General features: G+C 50.4%; 21 protein-coding genes. 3 read left to right on the plus strand and 18 right to left on the minus strand.

What is annotated here, in order from left to right; all coding sequences use genetic code 11:
- Positions 1-24: 24 nt before the first annotated feature.
- The 4 genes from DL94_RS0106635 to DL94_RS0106650 form a co-directional block, all read right to left on the minus strand.
- On the minus strand, positions 25-2,205 hold the full coding sequence (locus tag DL94_RS0106635) for a SpoIIE family protein phosphatase (protein ID WP_081798777.1): 2,181 nt from the start codon (positions 2,203-2,205) through the stop codon (positions 25-27).
- 136 nt (positions 2,206-2,341) lie between these two features.
- Positions 2,342-2,608 carry a TIGR03905 family TSCPD domain-containing protein gene (locus DL94_RS0106640; protein ID WP_028129493.1) on the minus strand — a complete coding sequence of 89 codons (267 nt, stop codon included), beginning with the start codon at positions 2,606-2,608 and terminating at the stop codon, positions 2,342-2,344.
- Between the two features lie 295 nt (positions 2,609-2,903).
- Entirely contained in the window at positions 2,904-3,941 is a 1,038-nt protein-coding gene (locus tag DL94_RS0106645) for a nucleotide exchange factor GrpE (protein WP_028129494.1), read from the minus strand.
- 105 nt (positions 3,942-4,046) lie between these two features.
- Positions 4,047-5,447 (minus strand): SGNH/GDSL hydrolase family protein, encoded by a 1,401-nt coding sequence (locus DL94_RS0106650; RefSeq protein ID WP_037371462.1) that lies wholly within the window; start codon positions 5,445-5,447, stop codon positions 4,047-4,049.
- A gap of 184 nt (positions 5,448-5,631) precedes the next feature.
- Between DL94_RS0106650 and DL94_RS0106655 the strand changes: the two genes are divergently transcribed.
- Together DL94_RS0106655 and DL94_RS0106660 are read left to right on the plus strand one after the other, a co-directional pair.
- On the plus strand, positions 5,632-6,975 hold the full coding sequence (locus tag DL94_RS0106655; protein ID WP_028129496.1) for an MFS transporter: 1,344 nt from the start codon (positions 5,632-5,634) through the stop codon (positions 6,973-6,975).
- Between the two features lie 310 nt (positions 6,976-7,285).
- Positions 7,286-8,821 carry an L-lactate permease gene (locus tag DL94_RS0106660; RefSeq protein ID WP_028129497.1) on the plus strand — a complete coding sequence of 512 codons (1,536 nt, stop codon included), beginning with the start codon at positions 7,286-7,288 and terminating at the stop codon, positions 8,819-8,821.
- Positions 8,822-8,942: 121 nt separating this feature from the next.
- Here the strand turns inward: DL94_RS0106660 and DL94_RS0106665 are convergent, their stop codons facing one another.
- Together DL94_RS0106665 and yqeB are read right to left on the minus strand one after the other, a co-directional pair.
- Positions 8,943-9,602: a ComF family protein gene (locus tag DL94_RS0106665; protein ID WP_028129498.1), complete on the minus strand. Its 660-nt coding sequence runs from the start codon at positions 9,600-9,602 to the stop codon at positions 8,943-8,945.
- A 1-nt stretch (position 9,603) separates the two neighbouring features.
- Positions 9,604-10,446 (minus strand): selenium-dependent molybdenum cofactor biosynthesis protein YqeB, encoded by an 843-nt coding sequence (gene yqeB, locus DL94_RS0106670; protein ID WP_028129499.1) that lies wholly within the window; start codon positions 10,444-10,446, stop codon positions 9,604-9,606.
- An 803-nt stretch (positions 10,447-11,249) separates the two neighbouring features.
- Here yqeB and DL94_RS0106675 point away from each other — a divergent pair.
- On the plus strand, positions 11,250-11,972 hold the full coding sequence (locus tag DL94_RS0106675) for a Bax inhibitor-1/YccA family membrane protein (protein ID WP_028129500.1): 723 nt from the start codon (positions 11,250-11,252) through the stop codon (positions 11,970-11,972).
- Positions 11,973-12,023: 51 nt separating this feature from the next.
- Here the strand turns inward: DL94_RS0106675 and DL94_RS0106680 are convergent, their stop codons facing one another.
- The 12 genes from DL94_RS0106680 to rph form a co-directional block, all read right to left on the minus strand.
- Positions 12,024-12,683 (minus strand): TatD family nuclease-associated radical SAM protein, encoded by a 660-nt coding sequence (locus DL94_RS0106680; RefSeq protein ID WP_028129501.1) that lies wholly within the window; start codon positions 12,681-12,683, stop codon positions 12,024-12,026.
- Positions 12,684-13,508 (minus strand): pyridoxamine kinase, encoded by an 825-nt coding sequence (locus DL94_RS0106685; RefSeq protein ID WP_028129502.1) that lies wholly within the window; start codon positions 13,506-13,508, stop codon positions 12,684-12,686.
- Positions 13,509-13,545: 37 nt separating this feature from the next.
- Positions 13,546-14,040 carry a preQ(1) synthase gene (gene queF, locus DL94_RS0106690; RefSeq protein WP_028129503.1) on the minus strand — a complete coding sequence of 165 codons (495 nt, stop codon included), beginning with the start codon at positions 14,038-14,040 and terminating at the stop codon, positions 13,546-13,548.
- Entirely contained in the window at positions 14,040-15,743 is a 1,704-nt protein-coding gene (locus DL94_RS0106695) for a bifunctional diguanylate cyclase/phosphodiesterase (RefSeq protein ID WP_028129504.1), read from the minus strand. Before DL94_RS0106695 ends, queF begins: the two co-directional genes overlap by 1 nt.
- A 147-nt stretch (positions 15,744-15,890) precedes the next feature.
- Positions 15,891-16,643 (minus strand): succinate dehydrogenase iron-sulfur subunit, encoded by a 753-nt coding sequence (gene sdhB, locus DL94_RS0106700; RefSeq protein WP_028129505.1) that lies wholly within the window; start codon positions 16,641-16,643, stop codon positions 15,891-15,893.
- A 17-nt stretch (positions 16,644-16,660) separates the two neighbouring features.
- Entirely contained in the window at positions 16,661-18,568 is a 1,908-nt protein-coding gene (gene sdhA / locus DL94_RS0106705) for a succinate dehydrogenase flavoprotein subunit (protein WP_028129506.1), read from the minus strand.
- Positions 18,569-18,603: 35 nt separating this feature from the next.
- Positions 18,604-19,230 (minus strand): succinate dehydrogenase/fumarate reductase transmembrane subunit, encoded by a 627-nt coding sequence (locus DL94_RS0106710; protein WP_028129507.1) that lies wholly within the window; start codon positions 19,228-19,230, stop codon positions 18,604-18,606.
- Between the two features lie 73 nt (positions 19,231-19,303).
- Positions 19,304-19,870, minus strand: a complete 567-nt coding sequence (locus DL94_RS0106715; protein ID WP_014423664.1) for a Fe-S-containing hydro-lyase — start codon at positions 19,868-19,870, stop codon at positions 19,304-19,306.
- Between the two features lie 22 nt (positions 19,871-19,892).
- Positions 19,893-20,735, minus strand: a complete 843-nt coding sequence (locus DL94_RS0106720) for a fumarate hydratase (protein WP_014423663.1) — start codon at positions 20,733-20,735, stop codon at positions 19,893-19,895.
- Positions 20,736-21,134: 399 nt separating this feature from the next.
- A complete protein-coding gene (locus DL94_RS0106725; RefSeq protein WP_028129508.1) occupies positions 21,135-21,626 on the minus strand; it encodes a metallophosphoesterase family protein in 492 nt (163 codons plus the stop codon).
- On the minus strand, positions 21,626-22,222 hold the full coding sequence (locus DL94_RS0106730) for an XTP/dITP diphosphatase (protein ID WP_028129509.1): 597 nt from the start codon (positions 22,220-22,222) through the stop codon (positions 21,626-21,628). The genes DL94_RS0106725 and DL94_RS0106730 overlap by 1 nt, the downstream gene beginning before the upstream one ends.
- 22 nt (positions 22,223-22,244) lie before the next feature.
- Positions 22,245-22,991, minus strand: a complete 747-nt coding sequence (rph, locus tag DL94_RS0106735; protein WP_028129510.1) for a ribonuclease PH — start codon at positions 22,989-22,991, stop codon at positions 22,245-22,247.
- Positions 22,992-23,008 lie beyond the last annotated feature (17 nt).

Raw genomic sequence — 23,008 nt, forward strand, 5'->3', positions numbered from 1 at the left:
TCATTGTCAATAGTTTTTTTGAAATTATCCGTTGTACCGCAAGCCAAGCATGGTAATATCGTCGGACTGCTCTGCGTTTCCGGCATACTGGCGTATAACTGCGTACATCTGCTGCAGTATATCCGTCACCGGCTGCGCTGCCGGCAAGTCGTTCAGAGCAGCCTTTATCCGGGCCTCGGTAAACATTTTCCGTTGCTCGTTCATTGCCTCCGACACGCCATCGGTATAAACAAACAGCGTATCCTGCGGTTTCAGGTCAAGACTATGCTGTATATAGGGCATTTCCATCAGCCCCAGCACACAGTTTGTTGCCATTGACACGAATTCATAATGCCCGTCCTGCCCCAGCAAGGGTGGGCAATGACCGCCGCTGGCATAGGTAAAGTGACCGGTCTGTAGGTCCAGAGCGCCGATAAACACGGTGACGAACATGGCGGCATCATTATTGCTGCACAGTTCCTTATTGGCCTCGGTCAGCACGCCGGCCATATCTTCGGGATTGTTAATCCGCAGAACACAGTTCTTCAGCACGGACTGTGATTTAGCCATAAACAGGGCCGCCGGTACACCTTTGCCTGACACGTCAGCCACGGTTATGACCAAATACCGCCCCTGCAGCATGTAAAAATCATAAAAGTCTCCGCCCACATTCTTGGCCGGCTCCATCATTGCGTAAATGTCAAACTCCGGCTGACAGTCAAAATCAGCAAAATTTCGCGGCAGCATATCCGTCTGAATTTTTGCCGCTACTTTAAGCTCCGTACGGGAACGTTCCTTTTCTGCGGCCGCTTTGGCCATATTTTCCGTGTATTTTTTCAGTTCATCCGTCATAAAATTGAAGGACGCCGCCAAATTCTCCAGCTCATCGCCGCTGTTCAAGGAAAATTTCTGGTTAAAATCGCCTTTGGCAATTTCCTTAGCCCCTTCGGCCAGTCTGCGAATGGGTTTTGTAATCCTCTCCGCCAGAAAAGCACTGGCATACATGAGCAGGAACAGCAGGGGAATCAGCAGCAGTAAGCCCTTTAACAGGATATCAGATATACTGTCGTGCATTGTTTTCTGGAAGGCCTCCATATTCGTCACGACATAATCTTTTACCTGTTCCACCGGGTCTATGACCTCTGAAGTCCCCAACAGGACGCCCAGACTCCAGCCGGTGGTCGGCATTGGAGCATACGCCAGATAGTATGACTTGTCTGCTATCGTCAACGATACAACGCCGCTTTCGCCGGCAGTCATACTTTTGGCTGTCTCTGCCAGGCCATTCTCTCCGGCCTGTCGAATATCCCTGGCCTGGCCGTCTACTGACAGCACGCCCGCTTTTTCCGAAGAAAAAATCACCCGGCCGCTGCTGTCCAGAACAAAGCTGTTACTTTTCTGCTGCATGGCATGTTCCACCAGTGTCTGGTAAATATCCTCAACGGTGTAGCTAATCCCGACCACACCGGCAAAGCCGTCTGCATCATAATAGGGTGCGGCACAGGTTATGTCCAGATTACCCTCTGCGCCCCTGTAAACACTGGAAAACACCGGTTTTATAGTATTTTCCCCCTGCTTATACCAAGTGCGTTCACGCGGGTCATAACTCGCCAGGAACTCCGCCTTGACATGCGCATCCGGAAACACGCTGGCCGGCCCATTATCGTTAGCTGTTAAATCCAAACACAGCAGATAGCCGTTCTTAGAACCAGCGTATAACGATGTACTGTAGCCTCTATACGATTTACTCATCGGCAGCAGTACATCGGCAAAATTGGCGGCCAGCCCGCTTTCCGTCTGCACGGCAGGCGTTATCCCCTGCTGCAGCAAGGCCGAACTATAGTGGATATAGGGCATGCCAAATAATATGTCCTGTTCCCCACGCGTATCCGGCAGCTGACGCGGCAGGTATTTCTCGGGAGCAGTCAGGATTAAGTGCATGGCATCGGCCATGTATTCCACATCTTCCTGCACTATCAATAATTCCCTGTCCAAATGCCGGGCCTGGGTTATTGTTATATCCTTCAATCTTTCCTTGGCCAGATTTTCTGTATAAGCGCCCAACGAGTCGGACAAAAAATTTTCCAGGGCTTTACTTTCCTGGGCTGTAGACTGCTGCGTCCGGCTCATGCCGTAAAGTGCCACACCACCCACAGCCAGTAATGTAGCCAGCACCCCAGCGAGCATAATAAACAGGACCTTCCTGCGAATTGATAGCTTGACCATTTCTTTCCCCACATTTTCAATATAATTCCTTATAACTTAATTTAATTATATGAAAAAGCGTGCTAAGCTGCAACTTCAGAAAAAAAACTGGTGCCATCACAAAATGACACCAGTTTTTCTGTCTATGAGTTATTATTTACGCGACACCAGCGCTGTTCAAAGCCTCAGTCAGGGCAATGGACAGCTGGTCAGCACAGGAAGTACCGCGGCCGCGGCAGTCATTGCCGCGCAGCATGTCGGCAATCTTTTGGGGTTCTGCCCCTTCTACCAGCTTGCCGATAGCCTGCAGATTACCGGGACAGCCGCCCATAAACTGCACGTTGTGCAATTTACCGGCATCATCAATACTAAAGGTTATCTGCTTAGCGCAAACACCCTGGGGTGCAAAGGAATACTCTTTCACTACTCTTATCCTCGCTTTCTTGACGGAAAAGATTTATCTGCCGGGGCAGCGCCTGCCAGCAGCACACCCCGGGCCGATAATATTTATTATAACGCCGTTGTTCCAGTTTTGCCATAGGCAAAACTTCCTCTTGGCGTTTCAACGAGGCGGGAGATATGCTCGCCGCCTGTTTTGGTATTCGTGCCCCCACCTGCTGAGGTAGGGGACATTTTCTTGCCTCGTTATACCAGGCAAAGGAAAAAATATCCTGTGCGCAAGTCACAATTTGAACCTCTGCAGCTGCTGGCAAGGATTATTATCCCTTAGACGCCTGACGGATAACGTCAATCAATACATCGGAAACGACTTTTTCCCAGTTGATGGCGTCCTTCCCACTGCTGGGACGCTTGCTGCCGCCATTGCTGGGAATATGGTGTCTGCCTTCACGCTGGGCAGCAGGATAGGCATGGCGTCTGGCACGCTGCATGGCAGCCTCTATCTCTGCATCGTTACGGCCGGAGGCCTCCCAGGCTGTTTTTAATTCTTCATAGGCCAGCGTCCACTGCTCCCGGTCTGAGTAAATCAGCCCCCGATAGTAATAGGCACGCCATACGGGATAGATATTATCATTGTGCGGCGTTGCACTGGCAGCGTCAAAATCTTCCAGCGCCTCGGTGTCCATATTGCGCTCGTAATAGGCCCGGCCGCGCAGGTAATAAGCATAAGCCCGTGGGCTGTCCTTTACCTTGGTATCTGAGATAACCTTGTTCAGCTCGAAGATGGCACGGCGCTGTTCGCCCTGCTGAATATAGGTAGCGCAGCGGTCAAAAACATCCTGCAGGGAATACTGGGACTCCAGTTTCTCTTCCAGGTCCTTTTTCTCCTGCCCCTGTGCTTTCCGGTATTTTCCGAGCAGTTCCTCGTTTTGCTTTTTGAGCGCGTCACGCTCCTGCTGGAGTTTTTCCAGTTCTTTACGGTTGTCCATCATCGCTTTGAGGTCGATTTTATCCGTGTCAACCTCACAAGTCAGTGTAACCGTGTATTTCCATACACCTGCGGACAGTTCCGGTACAGCCTGTTCCTGTAAAACCTTCATCACCGCCCCGGAAATGACCTTGATATCATCAGCCGTCAGCTGCATGTTCTGCGTCCGTGAGTAGCTTTCCACATATACCCCGGCTTTTTCCACAGCTGAGCGCATAGCCTCCTGCCTGGCTGCATCCTTGGCAATTTTCGGCGAGTCATTCTCTCCCATGACATATACACCTGTAGCGGTTATCTGTTGGGGGGCAGCCATACATACACCAGACAGCAGACAGGAAATTACAAGCAGGATTCCCCATATCTTTCTCATAACTTCCACCTTCCCCTTAATTCATATTACTTCCTATTATACTTTATATTTTAAAGCAAAATACGGCCTTTGTCATTATAACTGGGTTAAAAATGCAAAAATGCCCTAGTCATTGTAAGTCGGAATGGGCTTTTTCGTCAGCGTATTCGTAACCCAGGCAAAATGTGCCTTCAGATAACGCCCGACCTGCTCACCGATGTATTTTTTGCCGTAGTAATCAGGGTGCAGGCCATCCGTAGTGTAGGTGTCGCGCAGATTGCCCATACTGTCGGTCAGAGCACTGGCCACATCTACAAAGAAAGGCTGCTGTTTCACCCAGTCGTTGATGTACTTCTGATGTGTCTGCCAGTCATAAGGCGGCTGTTCGATATGCGCACGGCTGACCATCAGCGGTGAGTTTATCGGCGTCACTGTCAGGAACACCACGATAATCCCGTAGGCGTCACATTTGGCCTTGATGGCTTTGAGATTTTCCACCGTCTGCCAGCCGGTAGTACCCAGGCGGTAGTCATTAACGCCGCCCATCACCACCAGCACCCGGGGTGAAAAGGGCAGTACGTCGCGTTCAAACCGCTCCAGCATGGCCTCGGTAGTATTGCCGCTATAGCCCAGATTCTTCACCGGTACCTGACAATAAGACTCCCAGTCATAAAGCAGATACCCCGGCGATACCGACATGGCCCCGCCGCCATGGGTAATGCTGTCACCCAGTGCAGCCAGCGGTGTTTTATCGCCTTTGATGGTAAAATAGCTTTTCTCCGACCAACCACCCAAAGGACTGCCATCTTTATTCAAGGCACGCACACGCCAAAAATATCTGCCCGGCACAGTGTAGCCGCCGTCCTCATAAACATCATACTCACCGCCCTGCAGAGTGCGGATAAGTTTTTCCTCACTGCCGGTTACCTGATATACCTGCACTTCGTGCTGCTTGGCCTTGCCATAAGGCACCCAGGAAAACACCGGATACAGGGGGAAGTAATCCATCCGCTCAAACTGCGTAGTGGGTTTGGGCGCATTAACGTTCACCTTACTGTCCGTAACCGGGCGTGGCTTGGAAAAATAATGATTTCCCAAGGGGCGGCCATTGTAATCAAGCGGACATACTTTCCAGTAAAAAGCCTTGGCCTCGGCCTCGAAACGGCTTAAATCCACGGTCAGGCCATTGGTAAATACATAATCATAAGTCTGAACGATATTTTCCTTGCTGTCCTCAGCTGATTTAAGTATCACCACCTGATAGCGAACCGCACTGGGGATTTCCTTCCAGGAAAGCTGGACGTTTCTTATTCTGTCCATAGCATTCTCCTTGACAGAGCTGACAGTCGCGGCAGGTTTCTGCTCCGCCGCAGCCGGTTTGGCCGTATTTGTCACGGCCGGCTGGCCAATCTTTATCCGCACCGAATCGCTGTTTTGCGCCGCACCACAGGTAACATTCATATTAAGCAGCAGTCCGGCTGTCAGCGAGATACCGCCAGCTAACAGCCATCCCTTTATTTTTTGCATAAGTAAATAACTCCTTATTGGTCTTCAGTAATACCATCTAATTATAGCATTTCCCTGTCTAAAAATCATCTACAGCAATTATTTTCTTTCAGGGGTTGCTACAGGTGTCAAGACAGTGTATAATGCAAATTGTTATTTTCATTGTCATGACAGTTGTCGCATTTGTAGAAAAGAGGTTTATCACATGATTTTACAGCGCTTGGAATCCCTGCCTGTGGGTTCCTTTCATTACAAGCTGCTCATTCTTACAGGATTGGGCTGGCTGTTTGACTCGATGGACACAGGGCTTATCGCCTTTGTTCTGCCGGTGCTGGCCAAAGAGTGGAGTCTTAGCCCGGCGCAGGTAGGCTGGATTGGTTCCATCGGCCTTATCGGCATGGCACTGGGTGCGGTACTGGCCGGCACCCTGGCTGACCGTATCGGCCGCAAAAAAGTTTTCTCCATCACCGTCCTGCTTTACAGCCTGTCCACGGGCATGTGTGCCCTGGCCTGGAGCTATGAATCCCTGCTGGTCTTCCGCTTTCTCGTTGGCTTTGGCCTGGGCGGTGAACTGCCGGTAGCGGCCACCCTCATGAGTGAGTATGCGCCGTCACACCTGCGCGGCCGTTTCATCGTCCTGTTGGAAAGTTTCTGGGGCGTAGGCTGGCTGGTGGCTGCCTGCATTTCCTATCTGGTTATTCCCGTCTTTGGCTGGCAGATTGCGTTTGTCATCGGCACCCTGCCTGCCCTCTACGTATTCCTGATTCGCCTGCACATGCCGGAATCCATCCGCTATCTGCTGACGAAGAACCGTATCAAAGAGGCCCAGGACGTAATCCTGCTGCTCGAAAAGAAACTCGGTGTAAAAAGCCAGCCCTTTACCGGTATGACTGACATGTCAGCCATCAAACGTGAGCAGGAAACCGCCCCGAAATTTACAGCCCTCTGGAGCAAGCCCTTCCGCACGCGTACAGCCATGCTGTGGCTGGCCTGGTTCGGTATTGTATTCAGCTACTACGGCATCTTTATGTGGCTGCCTTCCATCGTCTATGCTCAGGGCTTTGCTGTCGTCAAGACCTTTGAGTACGTACTGATTATGACGCTTGCCCAGCTCCCCGGCTATTATGCCGCCGCCTGGCTCGTTGACGTCATCGGCCGCAAGTACACCCTGTCCCTGTTCCTGCTCCTGTCCGGTGTCTGCAGTTTCTTCTTCGGCAATGCTGCCACGCCGGAAACACTGCTGGCCTGGGGCGCAGCCATGAGTTTCTTCAACCTGGGTGCCTGGGGGGTTATCTACACCTACACGCCTGAACAATACCCGACGCAAATTCGTGCTTTAGGCAGTGGCTGGGCTGCCGGCTTTGGCCGTATCGGCGGCATGCTGGCCCCCATGCTCGTAGGTGTAATGCTCGGCAATGCCTTTGGCATGAACACCATCTTCCTGATGTTCGCCTCCGTATTTGTCATCATCTCCGCCGTAGTCATCCTGCTCGGCAAAGAAAGCAAAAAGAAAACCTTAGAAGAATTAGAAGTAGTTTTAGAAAACTGATATTGTATAATTAACTTCACTGGCTCGAGGATACTTGTTCCCAAGCATTTTACACACCCCGCGTGTACCAGCGCAGGGTTAAGCACGCATTAACTTCACCGGCATGAGGATACTTGTTCCTAAGCGTTTTACACGCTCCGCGCGTACTAGCGCAGGAATAAGTATCCTCATGCCGGTGTTTTCTATACTATCTTTGCACGCGCTGGTATTTCTTTTTTTCAACCATTGACAATTTTTAGTACCTGCTTATATAATGAAGTATCTTATTCATATATTTTTCATGGTCTTATAAAGAAAGGACTTGGTTTTTTTGTTTCTGATTGCGCTTTCCCCCATCTTGTGGCTGGCTGTTGCGCTGTGTATTTTGCACATGCAGCCGCATAAAGCCTGCATACTGGCACTGCTTATTTCAGTAGTCGTTGGTATCGGCCTTTATGACATGACGACAGTACATGCCTTTCAGGCATTTTTAGAAGGCGTAGCTTTGGCTTGCTGGCCTATCCTGCTTGTAATCATCGCTGCTATTTTCACCTACAACCTCTCCGAACACACTAAAGGCATGGACGGCATCAAAAAGATGCTGACCTCCGTCAGCAATGACCGCCGCGTGCTGATTCTCCTGATTGGCTGGGGTTTTGGCGGCTTCATGGAAGGCATGGCCGGTTTCGGTACGGCTATCGCTATTCCGGCCAGTATGCTGGTAGGTATCGGTGTTAATCCGATTTTATCCGCCAGCGTCTGCCTCGTTGCCAACTCCGTACCCACGGCTTATGGCTCCATCGGTATCCCTCTGGTCACTCTGGGCAATGTTACGGGCAATGATGCCACGACGCTCGCCACTTACACCTGCCTGCAGCTGGCGCCGCTGACTATCCTCTGCCCCTTCATCATGACGTTGATTGCCGGCGGTTCCCTCAAAGCTCTCAAAGGCATGGTTACGATTTGCCTGGGTGCTGCTTTAGGTTTCCTCATTCCGGAACTGGCTGTAGCTGCCACCATGGGCCCGGAGCTGGCTGTTGTTGCCGGCTCCATTGGTTCTATGGGCGCTATCATCGCCTGCGCTAAAATGTTCCCGGTAAATGACCCGGCCTACGCTATGCCGGCCCATGAAGATGATGGTGAACAGCTGACCGTCGGCAAAGCCATCACGGCCTGGCTGCCGTTCATTCTCATCTTCGTTTTCCTGCTGGCCACTTCTAAACTGATTCCGGCCATTCATGACCCGCTGAACCTCATCAAGAGCTCCGTACTCATTTATGACGGCGAGGGCGGCACGCCTTATACTTTCACCTGGGTTGCTACGCCGGGTGTACTGATTTTCCTGGCTGCCTTTATCGGTGGTTCCAAACAGGGTGCCGGCTTTGTCGAAATGCTCGGCGTACTGAAAAAGACCATTGTCGGCCTGCGTTTCACCATTCTCACCATTATTTCCGTTATCGCTACAGCTAAAGTCATGGGCTACGCTGGCATGACGCACGAAATCGCTGAGGCTGCTGTTGCAGCTACGGGCCATGCTTATCCCTGCATTGCCGCCTTTATCGGTTCCATCGGTACCTTTATCACCGGCTCTGCTACGTCCAGCTGCGTGCTCTTCGGCAAACTGCAGACTGAGGCCGCGCAGGCTATCGGCGCTACGCCTGCCGCCCAGGCCTGGATTGCTGCAGCCAATGCTACGGGCGCCTGCGCCGGCAAAATGATTTCCATTCAGAGTATCGCCATCGCCGTAGCCGCCATTAAGACGGCTGGTGCTGACGGTAAGCTGCTGGCTTTCGCCGCCAAGGTTTACGTGCCCTTTATCATCGTTATGGGCCTTATCGTCTACTTTGGCCAGAGCCTTGTTGGCTAATCTTTATCGCTTAACAGCATAATAAAAAACAAGCCCGGTATGACTGAGTCTGCCGCTGCGCGCTAAGCGTCAAGCGGCCGGAAACAGTCCTGCCGGGCTTTTATTATGTAATTTTTTATCCTCAGCGATGGTCACTGGCCAGAACCAGAGCGTAGATTGTGCCGGCACCGGCGGCTTTTAATACCTTGGCGCATTCGTGCAGTGTTGCCCCTGTAGTCAGGATATCATCAACCAGTAAAATATTTTTCCCTGTCACTGCCTTTGCCGCTGTTACGGCAAAGGCATTTTTGAGATTCTGACGTCTTTCCTGTTCGCTTAACTGATACATCGAGACAGTAGTCCGCAGCCGCACCAGTTGACGCGTCAAAGGTATATCTGCTGCCTGCAGAAAGTTTTTAAAAATAAGCTCCGCCTGATTAAAGCCCCGCTGTTTTTCCTTCGCCGGATACAGCGGTACTGCCACGGCCATATCAACAGCTGCCAGAATATGTCCCAGCTGCTTATCTGCGAGCCCTGCCCTTAGCAGCGTATCAATATACGGCAGGGTGCTGCGCCTGCCCCTGTACTTCAAGGCCTTGATTATACTTTGCAGGCCGCCGCGGTACACGCCAAAAGCCCATGCTTCAGCAATAGCTTTCTGCATGGGCACTTTTAAGGGCAATCTTTGTAATTTTAACGTTTCCTGCAAACAATGCGGACACCAAAGGCCGCGCTCTTCCACATAGGCATGACACAGGGGACAATGCGGTGGAAAGATAAAGTTCAGCAGTGTTTCCCACATATTAACCACGACCAAAAAATCTGTGTTTGGGGCGTTTGCTATGCCAAACCATGACCGCCATCAGGACGGAACCGGCTACACAACGCGCCTTGTCAGAAATGGTATAACATTCCTCCTGTCCCATGGTGGGATTGATATCGGCGATCTTCTGCCCCTCTTTGACCCGGCTGCCGCGGTGCAGGCTGCCACGCAGCACACCAGCCAGCGGTGCCTTTATCTCTATCGTTTCGCCTGCGTCAGTCCGCAGGGTGGCAATCGTCTCTCCTTTCTTCACCATCATGGAAATAGTGAACAGGGCGTCGACTATTCCTGCTGCCGGAGCAAACAGCAAATGCTCAATATTGCCACTCGCGCCGACGGTGCTGCTGTCTATATCCTGCCGGCGTGCCGAATAGCCCTCATAAATAAGACGGCCGAGATTATAACCGCGCATGGTTTCCACGACCACATCTACATCACGGCCAGCACAAAAGCCCGGGCCTAACGCAATGGTGTGCTCGGCCATGTCCTTGGTTGTACCATTGGTCGTATGCGAAAGAATCGCGTCCACGAGCACCTGCGGCTTTAATTCCTTCACGCAGCGTGCCTCGGGGTCCTCCAGCATTACCAGTTCGCCTTTCTTCAGGCGCTCCTTGGCCTCGGCAAGATTCTTGGCCTTGTAACAAATAACCCGTTCCACTTTGGCCTCACCACGGTACATAGCCTCGGAAAAAGAAACCCGGCGGCGTGTGGCTGATGGTTCTTTTTTCTCCAGTACCAACACACGGAAGCCTGCCCGATAGAGGGCGTGAATGACTCCACTGGCCAGTTCACCACCGCCACGCACGATAACCAAATGTTTCATTTATGTCTGCTCCTTTATATCCACAATTCACATACTCTTATTATACTATAAAACATCGTTATAAATGAGGATATTTTGCTGCGAATCTTAAATTTTATTTTTTCTAAAGCATTGCAATTATCTGAATACTATGTTATTATATAGGTGTAAAGAGGAGATGGATACGCAAACCACTAGAAAAGTAGTACTGGAGGTCGAAATTTTAGCAGGTGGGTATCTAGCCGAAACAGGCTCTCTTCATTAGCTTACATACTTGTTCATGAAAGGATGTGAGTGTTTATTGAAGAAATCACTGGGCAGGTGCTCTTTTAAGACCTAGCTAGCAAGTGCATTGGTGAAGTAAACGAATATCCAATTGGCGAAAAAGAGACGTGATGATGACTTAGTCGCCAGACGTACTCAAAAGCGATTGGAAGTAAGGCGCACAACGTTAGGACAAGAAAGAAGAAACTGCTATCCCGGGTAAATCTTTACCAACTCTCTATGAGCATCGAAACTGTAGTAACCCTATTGTTATCGAATGAGAGATGCAGCGCGCGCAACCAATGAATCTGTGTATTCAAAAATGTTTTAGCTAAACATCCATATATCATGGAACACTCTGCTGGATTTCTGCTCGAGAAGAAATCTACGCCGACAAATGAATACGAGAAGGATAAGTTAATATCTATGAATATCCATAAATAAAGCCGGTACACGATGTGTGCCGGCTTGCTTTATTGATAGATAAAATATATCCCTGCAATATCTTTTATGGTAAAATAGTATTGCAGGGATATATTTTATGTTAGGGGATGATATTTATGGAAAATCCTATGCTTAGCAAAATAGAGGACCTCAGCCGTGGGCAGTATATGGCCGAAACCGCCAGCTACTCCGGCGTGGCCTTCAAGGAAATTCTGATGGTGCTGTTAGTGGCTGTATCAGCCTTTGCCACCATTATCAGCGGCTATGCCACGATGGTAACGACCATTGTCGCCTGCGTTGGCTGTATTATTATGACCTTTATCGTAAGTTTCAAGCCGGGAACAGCCGGTTTTATTTCACCGCTGTTTGCCATTTTTGAAGGTGCCTCCATTGCCATGCTGTCCATGATAGCAGAAAACTTCCTGCCGGGCGTTGTCGTTCAGGCTGTGGCCCTCACCTTCACCGTGGCCATTGCCGCAGCGATTGTATTCAGCAAGGGCCTTGTCACCGTAAATGGCAAGTTTACCAAATGTGTGAGCATTGCCTTGTTTGGCCTGCTGCTGGGCTACCTCCTGCGCTTTGTCCTGTCCTACTTCTTCGGTATGGATTTTGGTTTCATGCATGGCGGCCTGATTGGCCTGGGCCTCGACCTGCTGATTATCGGCCTGGCTACGGCCTGCCTGTTCATTGATTACCAGCAGATTCAGGACGCCGTCACGCAGGGCCTGCCCAAAGAATACGAGTGGTTCTGTGCCTTTTCCCTGCTCATCACTCTGGTTTGGCTCTATGTCCGCTGCATTGACCTGCTGCTGACCATCAGCAAATTAGGCGACGACTAATAGCATACCATAAAAAATGACGTTGGAAGAATTTCTTCCAACGTCATTTTTTTAGCTGTCCTCGTATTCCCGAACCCTTAAGGTCAGATTGCGCTGTGCACATATTTCCCGGCACCTGGCTATTTCGTCAGGTCCTTCTACTTTATCCACAATGGTCAGCACGACATGCGGCACGTACTTTTTGCTATGCTCGGCAAAGTCCAGCATGGCCTCATAGGACTGCAGACCATACTTGGCTCTGGTCAGTTCATAGTACCGCTCTGCGTTCGAGGCATTGAGGCTGATGGATATCGTGTCCAAAATCCCCTTAAAGTCTGCTGCAATTTCCCGGCCGTATTCCAGCTCGCCGAGCCCATTGGTATTGAGCCGCGTAGGCATACCCGGATGTGTTTCCTTCACATAGCGGAGCAGCTCTGTAAGCGTGGCCAGCTGCATAGTGGGTTCACCAAAACCACAAAAGACCACTTCTTTGATGTACTCCCATGGCACTTCGTCCAGGGCTTTTTTCAATTCCGCCACAGTCGGCCGCTTTTTCAGCCACAGACTGGATTCTTCGGCCATCTTCTTCATATTGCGCAGGCAGAAGGTACAGGAACAGTTACATTCATTTGTGATATTGACATAGAGATTACGCAGCCCGTCCGGCTGTTCCTGCAGGCTGTCCGGCAAAGATAAATAACGGCCGCCCTTATGTGTTGCATAGACTAACAATTACTTCAGCTCCCTAAGATATTCCTCAAATGGCATGCCGTAATTCCACGGCAAATTAAGTTTTTCGGCGTATTGCAGGCATTTATGGATAAAATCCGCCGCCTTAACGGCCGCCTGTTCCAGCGTTTCGCCATTGATGAGGCTGCCGGCCACAATAGCCGCAAAAGCATCGCCCGTCCCAGAACGGTCGCCGCCGACCTTTTCCACCGTCAGCACTTTGCCCCGCCCGGCCTCAAAGATGAAATTCCGCACGGTGTTATCCCCATGCAAACCCGTGATTATGACCTGTGACGGCCCATGGGCCGCCAGCTCACTGGCCATATATTCGAGTTCCGTATCACTGATTTGCCCATTCTTGGGATAAGGTATATCGAGCAGCAGGCAGGCCTCAGTGAGATTAGGCGTCACAAGGTCCGCATGCGCCAGCAGGCGGCGCATTTCTGCACACATTTCCAGCGTATAGGATTTATACAGCTTGCCGTTATCCCCCATCACCGGGTCAACCATTACCCGGGTATAAGGTTCTTTAAAGCGCCGGATAAAATCCTCCACCAGCGTAATCTGCTCAGCCGAGCCTAAAAAACCGGTGCAAATACCATCAAAGGACAGCTGGTTTTTCTCCCAGCTGTCCATATATGGCTGCATGCGCTGCGTATAATCATCAAGATAATGATGTTCAAAGCCCGTATGCACCGACAGTATCGCTGTCGGCAACGGACAGGCCTGTATCTTCATGGCCGAGATTAACGGCAGTTCCACCGTCACGGAACAACGGCCAAAACCAGTTATATCATTTACAAGGGCAATACGTTTTTGACGTTTCAACCGGGAATCTCCTCCTAGGTTACAGGGTTAGCGCAGGTCAGCGGTTATCCACCTTATCCATGGCGACCATATCATGTTCTGCAAAACGGCGCCAGGCCAGTTCTTCGAACTTGGTACCCGGTTTGCCATAATTGGCATACGGGTCAATGGAAATACCACCACGCGGCAGGAACTTGCCCCAGACTTCAATGTATTTGGGGTCCATGAGCTTAACGAGGTCCTTCATTATGACATTGACCACGTCCTCATGGAAATCGCCATGATTGCGGAAACTTACCAGATACAGCTTTAAGGATTTGCTCTCCACCATCTTTTCTCCCGGTACATAGCTGATGTAGATGGTCGCATAATCCGGCTGCCCTGTAATCGGACACAGGGCCGTAAATTCCGGACAGTTAAACTTTACCCAGTAATCATTTTCCGGGTGCTTGTTCTGGAACGTTTCCAAAATCTCCGGACAATAGTCATAATGGTATTTAACCTTCTTATTGCCCAATAACGAAATATCTTCCTGCTCTTTGTTTCTTGACATTATACTTCTTTCTCCATCTTTAAAAACTTTTCTTCAAATACTTCGACGCTTTCCGGGTGGCCAAAGAGGTAACCCTGAATGGCATCAGCCTTGCACTCTTTGGTAAGGAGTTCGTATTCGGCCTCCTCTTCCACGCCTTCGATACAGCATTGAATCCCAATGCTGTGGCACAAATCTACCACGCACTGTACCAAACGGCGGTCAAAGTCATTTTCGAGTATCTTTTTCACAAATTCCCGGTCAATCTTTACAATATCACAGGAAAGGTTCTTCAGTGAGGCCAGCGATGAATATCCTGTACCAAAGTCGTCCATGGCAATAGCTATGCCCAGTTTCCGGAAGGCGTCAAACTGTTTATTGATAAAGCTCCAGTCAGCGACAATTTTACTCTCCGTCAGTTCCAGAACAATACAGTCAGCCGGCATGTCATAGTGTTCCAGGCATTCTTCTACGCACTTCAGCAGGGACAAATCCTTTATCTGTTCGTAGCTCATATTTATGCTTACCCGGAAGTCAGGAATAGTCCGCCGCCATTTCTTGCAGGTTTTAATGGCCTCTTCCACAATCCATTTACCCACAGGAATAATCAGCTTGGTTTCTTCCAAAATGGGAATAAACTCCATAGGCGCCACCATACGTCCCTTGGGGTTCTTCCAGCGCAGCAGGGCCTCAGCCCCGATAAGCCGCTGGTCAACAGCATTTACCTGTGGCTGGTAAAACAGGCTGAACCCCAGGCAGCCATTTTCCACGCTTTCCCAAATGCTGTCGCGCATGGAAATAGAGCGCACCCAGCGATTGTACTGTTCCTTGCTGAAAATGACGTTGCGGTTCTTCCCCTCACGCTTGGCAATATCCATAGCTGCCTCAGCGTGTTTATGCAGTACCAGATAATCCTTGCCGGCCTCGGGATAAAAGACCGTCCCACAGGAGGCCGTACAGAAATACTGATGACCTTCTAAATCCTGCGGCCGGGACAGGGCACTTTGCACACTGGCAAAAACATCTGCTACATCCTGTTCCTTCGCGCCTGGATAGATTACGGCAAATTCATCACCATCGAGCTTAAACAGTGTCAGCTCCTGCGGCAGCACATTGCTGATAATGCTCCCCACACGTTTGAGCACCAGGTCACCGGTCACGCGGTTGTAGGTTTCATTTACGATTTTAAAATTATCCAACCCAAATACCAGTATCGCGCCGCCTTCATTTGTAGCACGGTACTGGGCTAATGCCAATTTGACAGCATGTTCAAATTGATATTTATTGAGCAGCCCCGTCACCTCATCAGCCTGATTACGCTGCGCCATCCGTGACATAGTCCCGGCAAAGATATATGGCTTGCCATCCCGGTCTAATCCCACACGACCACGGCAGCGAATCCATACATACTCGCCTTTACGCGTCTTAACGCGATATTCCATATTATGTTCACTGGCAGCCTGTGAGCCGATGATTTTGGTGATAGATGCCTGATAGGCACTTTTCTCCTCCGGATGAACCAAAGGCACCCAGTATTTATCGAAGTCATATAAAATTTCACCGGGCAATTCAAAATCCTGCACCAGATTAGCTGATACCATGACCATGTTTTCCTGCAAATCTGTCAGAAACATATAGTCATTGGTCGTCTTGCGCAACAGGTCAAAATAAAAACGAAAACGTCGTAAACAGGGGCTCAGGGGAATACGATTATTCTTCTTCATAATTATCATCCTACATTGCCTATTTAAATCCCGTTGGGTAACTCACCCATCTATATGTATATTTTATACCTAAACAGGGGTAATAAGCAAGTGAAAACAAGAAAAAGCCCCTGCAAATTGGCAGGGGCTTGTGTATTGCTTAGGCAATTAGTGGTTGAAGATATTCTTCAAAGCCTGTTTGTTTACATCGCGGTTGAGCTGGGCGAGATACGTCGTCAGCTTGATGTTCTTCGGGCAGGCCTCTACGCAGTTCTGGCTGTTGCCACAGCTGGTGATACCGCCTTTTTCCATCAGGGCATTCAGACGCTTCGGAGCGTCGAATTTTCCCAGCGGATGCAGGTTGAAGAGATATGCCTGAACCGTCGGGGACGGGCCGATGAAGTCGGACTGCGGGCCCACGTTCGGGCAAGCCTCGAGGCAGCAGCCGCAGGTCATGCAGTGCGAAATCTCGTAAGCCGTCTGTGCGGTGTACGGATTCTGAATCGGTGCATTCTTAACTTCCCAGCTGCCGTCAACTTCAATCCAGCCGTGGATACGTTTGAGGCTTTCAAACATAACGGAACGGTCGATGAGCAGATCGCGGATAACAGGGAACGTGCGCGCCGGCTGCAGGCGGATAGGCTGTTCCAGATTGTCAATCAGGGAGCAGCAAGCCTGACGGGCTTTGCCGTTGATAACCATCATGCAGGCACCGCAAACTTTTTCCAGGCAGTTGCATTCCCAAACAACAGGCGCAACTTTCTTGCCGTCAACGGTGACCGGGTTCTTCTGAATTTCCATCAGGGCGGCAACAACGTTGAGGCCCGGACGGTAATCTACATCGAATTCTTGCGTATAGGGTGCCGCATTGGGGCCATCCTGACGCTCGATTACGAATCTGACTTTTTTCTGTTCTGCCATTGTTATTGTCCTCCCTCTTACTCTTTCTTAGCTACAGCGTAGTTACGCAGACGCGGCTTAATGAGAGAGTGTTCAAATTCACGATAGGAAACTTCCGGTTCACTGTTGGCAGCGTCAAAAGATACCACCGTGGTACGCATGAATTTCTCATCATCACGGCCAAAGAACAGCAAATCATCGTTGCCATCATCCGTCATAGCACGGCCGGTTTCAGCATCGAAATGATACTTGCCGTTTTTCTCATCGAAAGCCTGTTTCTTAGCTGCATCCCAGGAATCGTAGTCGGATTTCAGGACAATCTTGGCATGAGCGCCGCGGCTTTCATCACGCTGCAGAGCGGACTTCGTGATAGCCATAGCGTAGATAATCATGTTGCGGAGCTGACGAACAAACATTGCCTCCTGATTTGCCCAGTTGCCATGGTCCGTAACACCGATATTATCCCAACGTTTCAGGAGGGCATGGAGTTCTTTCATGCACTGTTTGAGGCCATTGTTATCACGTTCAATGGAAACGTATTTGTACATGATGTCACCGAGTTCATGGTGCATCTGATGTGCGTTTTCTGCACCGTTCATGTTGCGGATCTTGTCGAATTCAGCAACGCATTCCTGACGTGCTGCTTCCAGTTCTTCCGGCGTGAGAGCATCACCCAGTTCGCCGCTGCGTGCCAGACGCAGAGCCTCCGGACCGGAGATAGTGCCGGAGTAAGTTGCCGAGAGCAGGGAGTTTGCACCCAGACGGTTTGCACCATGGTACTGGTAGTCGCATTCGCCGGAGGCCATGAGGCCCTTGATGTTGGTGTGATGTTCTCTGTCTACCCAGATACCACCCATGGAGTAATGGATGGACGGGAAGATTTCCATCGGCACCTTACGCGGATCCTGACCTACGAAATCATCGTACATTTCGAGGATACCGCCGAGTTTGCGTTCCAGGTAATCAGCCGGAATATGGGAGAGGTCGAGATATACACGGTTCGGGTTGGTCATGCCAAGGCCCATGTGTACAACTACCTTATAGATAGCACGGGAGGCAACGTCACGCGGTACGAGGTTGCCGTATGCCGGATACATATCTTCGAGGAAGTACCAGCGTTCTTTTTCGCCCGTCTTGGGGTTCTTGCGATATACCCAAACACGGCCGCCTTCACCACGGCAGGCTTCGGACATCAGACGGTTCTTATCGGAACCCGGGATAGCCGTCGGGTGAATCTGCAGGAATTCGGGGTTGCCGATTTCTGCGCCCTGCTGGTAAACAGCGGATACAGCGGAACCATTGCAGATAGTGGACGCCGTGCAGCGGCCATATACCTGGCCAGGGCCGCCAGTAGCCAGAATTACTACGTCAGCCGGGAAAGCCACGATTTCGTTGGAGTTCATGTTCTGGGCAACGATACCACGGCAAACGCCGTCTTTGTTCTTGATGATTTTGATGAATTCCCAGAACTCATATTTCTTAACGCCGCCTTTAACTTCCCAACGGCGAACCTGCTCGTCGAGAGCGTAGAGGAGCTGCTGGCCCGTCGTGGAACCGGCAAATACGGTACGTTTGTTCTTCTGGCCGCCGAAGTTACGGAGGTCAAGCACGCCTTCCGGCGTACGGGTGAACGGCACGCCCATGCGGTCAAACATGTGCACGAGTTTCGGAGCTGCCTCAACCATGCCTTTAACAGCCAGCTGGTCAGCCAGGAAGTCACCGCCGTATACCGTGTCATCGAAATGTTCATAGATGGAGTCATGCTCGCCCTTGGTGTCCATGCAGGCATTCATGCCGCCCTGTGCACACAGGGAATGGGAGCGTTTAACCGGGCAATAAGAGAAGAGGTCAACCTTACCGCCGTCTTCACAGATTTTCAGCGTAGCCATGAGGCCCGAAAGGCCGCCGCCTACGACAATAATCTTCTTTTCAGGTTTATTAGCCATTGAAATTCTCCTTTACTTTGCCATACACAAGGCAATTACATCACGAAGTAGCTGCCCATAAATGCCAGCGTTACAAGGCACAGTACTGCGCAGAGGCCCATGCTGAAAAGGTTTACCACATTCTGAATGCGCGGGCCTTTGGCAATGCCCCAAGTCATGCAGAAGGTAGTGATACCATTGCAGAAATGGAAGATTGCAGCAAACATACCGAGGATGTAGAGCAGAGCGTACACGGGGTTAGCCGTGAAGTAGTTCTGCAGGAGTTCGTAAGAAATCGGCGTACCGGTAATGCCTTTGGTGAAGATACGCAGATAGAAGATGTGCCATACGAGGAACACAACGAGGAACCAGGCCGTCCAGCGCTGCAGAGCGAACTGCCAGTTGCGGACATAGCCATAGTTGCCAGGGTTGTTCTTAGCTTGCAGGGCAATGTAAACACCGTAAATTGCATGGAAAAGCAGAGGCACGGCAATAGCGCCAATTTCCAGGCCGAGGAAAATCGGCTGCGGAATAAGCTCCATCATTGCCAAAGCTCCGTTAAGTGCAGGAGCGCCGCCGAGAGCCATGGAGTTGGTGAAGATGTGTTCAAAGAGAACCACACCCAGTGCCACGAGGCCCACTAATGAATGCAGACGACGCACATAAAAAGTTGTGTGAAACATTCTATACCTCCTAAAATAATTCCTGGAATGGCGGACAAATTCCCGTGTCCGCCTTGTTCCACATAGTTTTTAATCAGTAGCCTTTCAGCGTACGATACTTAGCCTGATTCGTTTCGTAAAGGTTGTTGCCCTCACAGTCGATAACCACGATAGCCGGGAAATCTTCTACTGTAAGACGAGCCACAGCCTCCGGGCCTAGCTCCGGATAAGCGAGCACTTCATACTTCTTAACGGATTTGGCGATAAGGGCAGCAGCACCACCTACCGCAGCAAAGTAAGTTACACCGTTCTTCTTCATGGACTCAACCACTTCTTTGGAACGGGAACCTTTGCCAATCATACCCTTGATGCCCTGTTCGAGCATGGTCGGAGTATATGCGTCCATACGGCCGGAAGTCGTCGGGCCGCAGGAGCCAATGGGATCACCCGGTTTTGCCGGCGTCGGTCCCAGATAATAAACCATCTGATTCTGCCAGTCAACCGGCAGCTTTTCGCCACGGGCAAGGGCTTCCGTCATTGCCTTGTGGGCAGCGTCACGGGCAGCGATGATTTCGCCCGAGATAAGTACCGCATCGCCTGCTTTGAGCTTGCGGCTCATTTCCTCCGTAAACGGAGTCTGAATCCGAATCTGTTCAGCCATTTATATTTCCTCCCATCTCAAATCAAAGTACACGCTGTTTATGGCGCATAGCATGGCAGCAAATAGTAACTGCTACCGGCAGGCCAGCGATATGAGTGGGGCCCCACTCTACATTTACAGCGAGGGCAGAAGTGTTGCCGCCCAGCTGGGGACCAATACCCGTTTGATTGATGAGTTCGAGGAGTTCGCCTTCCAGTTTGGCGTATTCCGGCATCGGATTGCGTTCATCAACGGAACGCGTCAGTGCCAGCTTGGAAAGGAGGGCTGCTCTGTCCATGGTACCGCCGATACCAACGCCTACTACCATCGGCGGGCAGGGGTTCATGCTGGCATGGAGGATAATGTCCATAACAGCTTTCTTCACGCCTTCCACACCATCAGCAGGCACCAGCATCTTCACGCCAGACTTGTTCTCAGAACCAAAGCCCTTCGGAGCTACGGTGATTTTGAGCTTATCACCGGCTACGATTTTCGTGTAGATAACACCCGGCGTATTGTCCTTGGTGTTCACACGATTGAAGAGCGGTTCACCTACCACGGATTTACGCAGATAGCCTTCGGTGTAGCCCTTGGAAATACCGGCATTTACGGCATCCTCCAGGAGACCGCCAGTGATATGCAGGTCCTGACCTACTTCGAGGAATACGATGGTCATGCCCGTATCCTGACAATAAGGACGATCCTCGGCCTTGGCGATTTCCGCATTGCGGATAATCTGGTCAAGAACATTCTGTCCTACCGGAGAGGTTTCCGTCTCTCTGGCCTTCTTCATGGCGTTGTAAACGTCATCCGGAAGGTAATAAGCCGCTTCTTTGCACATCTGTGCCACGGTTTCCGTGATTTGTTTTGCGTCAATTTCTCGCAAAGTAATCCCTCCCATAAATACACTTTATCACACATCAGTAGGCACATAATAACACATTTTCTATTAGTTTTCAAGCATTCTGAAAATGCCCGCTAACCGCATCAATAGTGAATCGGATTCACTTTTATGTATCATAATTACCTCTAACAGTGACTATTATCACATCAATATTTATATTAGATATTCGCAAAAAAAATCCTGCTAAAAGCAGGACTTTTTTATGAAAAAATATTTGTTTTTTCTATTTGATAACGATTATTGGATAAATTTGTTTTATAACGAGGCAAGAATACCAAAACAGGCGGCGAGCATATCTCCCGCCTCGTTGCGAAGCGAAGCTAGTCCTTTAGGGAAACGCCAAGAGGAAGTTTTGCCTATGGCAAAACTGGAACAACGGCGTTATAATCTATACAAATTTACCACAGGCTTTTTCTCCGGCACTAAATCCAGCACCATAAATGAACCGGCACGCTCGTCACGCGGACGGGAAACGCTGCCGGGATTAAGCACGGTTATGCCGGCTATTTCCGTGTACTCTGCCACATGGGTATGACCGTAAACGGCGATATCCGCGCCCACGTCCTGGGCCGCCTGAGCCAGTTTCTGCCGGCCAAAGTTCACCCCAAAAATATGGCCGTGCGTCAGCAATATGGTATGTCCGGCCACGTCCAGAGTTTCATAATCCGGCAGGCTCGTCCCCGGCCAGTCATTATTGCCGGCGACCTTGATTACCTCCACATTCTCCGGTGTAACCATATCTAAATATTCGCCATCAAGAGCTACATCACCTGCAAACAGCCATAACTTAATCCCCCGTGCCTCCGGCCGGGACAACATTAAATCCAGAGCGCCGGTGCCGCCGTGACTGTCACTAACAAGGCCTATTTTCATTACAGGACATCCTCCAGCTGCTGCACCAGTTTCCGCAGAGCCCGGCCCCGATGACTGATACGGTTCTTCTCTTCCAAAGTTAATTCTGCCATCGTACGCCCGGCATACTCATTAGTATAGAAATACGGGTCATAACCAAAACCGCCATTGCCGTGCGGAATTTTTTTGACCACACCGTCGCAGCGTCCTTCTGCCGACACCTTATGACCGTCCGTATCAACAAAGCAGAGTGCACAACGGTAGTTAGCCCGTGACTCCTCCACATCGGCAATGCAGATTTCCTCCAGCATTTTCTGGTTATTTGACCAGTCATCGGCGTTATACCCGGCAAAGCGGGCAGAATAAACACCCGGACGGCCGCCTAAAGCCGCAACTTCCAGCCCGGAATCATCTGCCAGGCAGGCACAGCCAGTTTTTTCCATGTAGAACTTCGCCTTGATAGCGGCGTTTTCTGCAAAGGTTTCCCCATCTTCTATAGCATTGGGCAGCTGTCCAAAATCCCCCAGGGACAGCACCTCTACCGGCAAATGAGCAAAGGCATCTTTTATTTCCCGCACTTTGCCCGGATTTTTAGTTGCGATTACGATTTTTTTCATTAAACTTACGTGCTCCTCTATGTTATCCTTCGCGGCCTACCAGCCACACCAGCTGACTGCCCAAAACATCTTTCTGATAGGAAATCAGTTCCCGGCAGCCTTTCTCCCCCAAAGCCAGCAGCTGCGACAATTCCTGATGGTCAAAAGGACGGCCTTCACCGGTTCCCTGTACCTCCACAAACTTGCCAAAACCTGTCATCACCACATTCATATCCACCATCGCCGTGGAATCTTCCTCATAGCAAAGGTCAAGAATGGGTTCATTTTCCTTATTTATACCTACGCTGATAGCAGCCAAAAAATCTTTTACCGGGAAAACATTCCCTTTTTCATAAAAAGTGGCACAAGCCTCTACCAAGGCCACAAAAGCCCCGGTTATCGCTGCTGTTCTGGTGCCGCCATCGGCCTGAATCACGTCGCAGTCCAGCATGATGGTACGTTCCCCCAAAGCCTTGGTGTCCACCACTGAACGCAGACTTCTGCCAATGAGACGTTCGATTTCCTGTGTCCGGCCGGACTGTTTCCCCCGGACAGCCTCGCGCTGGGTACGAACTCCCGTAGCACTGGGCAGCAGGGAATACTCCGCTGTAATCCAGCCCTCGCCTGTACCTTTCAAAAAGAACGGCACACGTTCTTCGACGGTAGCGGCACAGATTACCTTGGTATTACCCATCTCAATGAGCACAGAGCCGGCCGGATATTTTTGAAACCGGCGGTGGATTTTATAGGGGCGCAATTCGTCTGCCGCGCGGTGCCGATAACGCTCCATACAATCACTCCTTAAAT

It is taken from the genome of Selenomonas sp. AE3005 (assembly GCF_000686945.1).
Taxonomy (GTDB): Bacteria; Bacillota; Negativicutes; order Selenomonadales; family Selenomonadaceae; genus Selenomonas_A.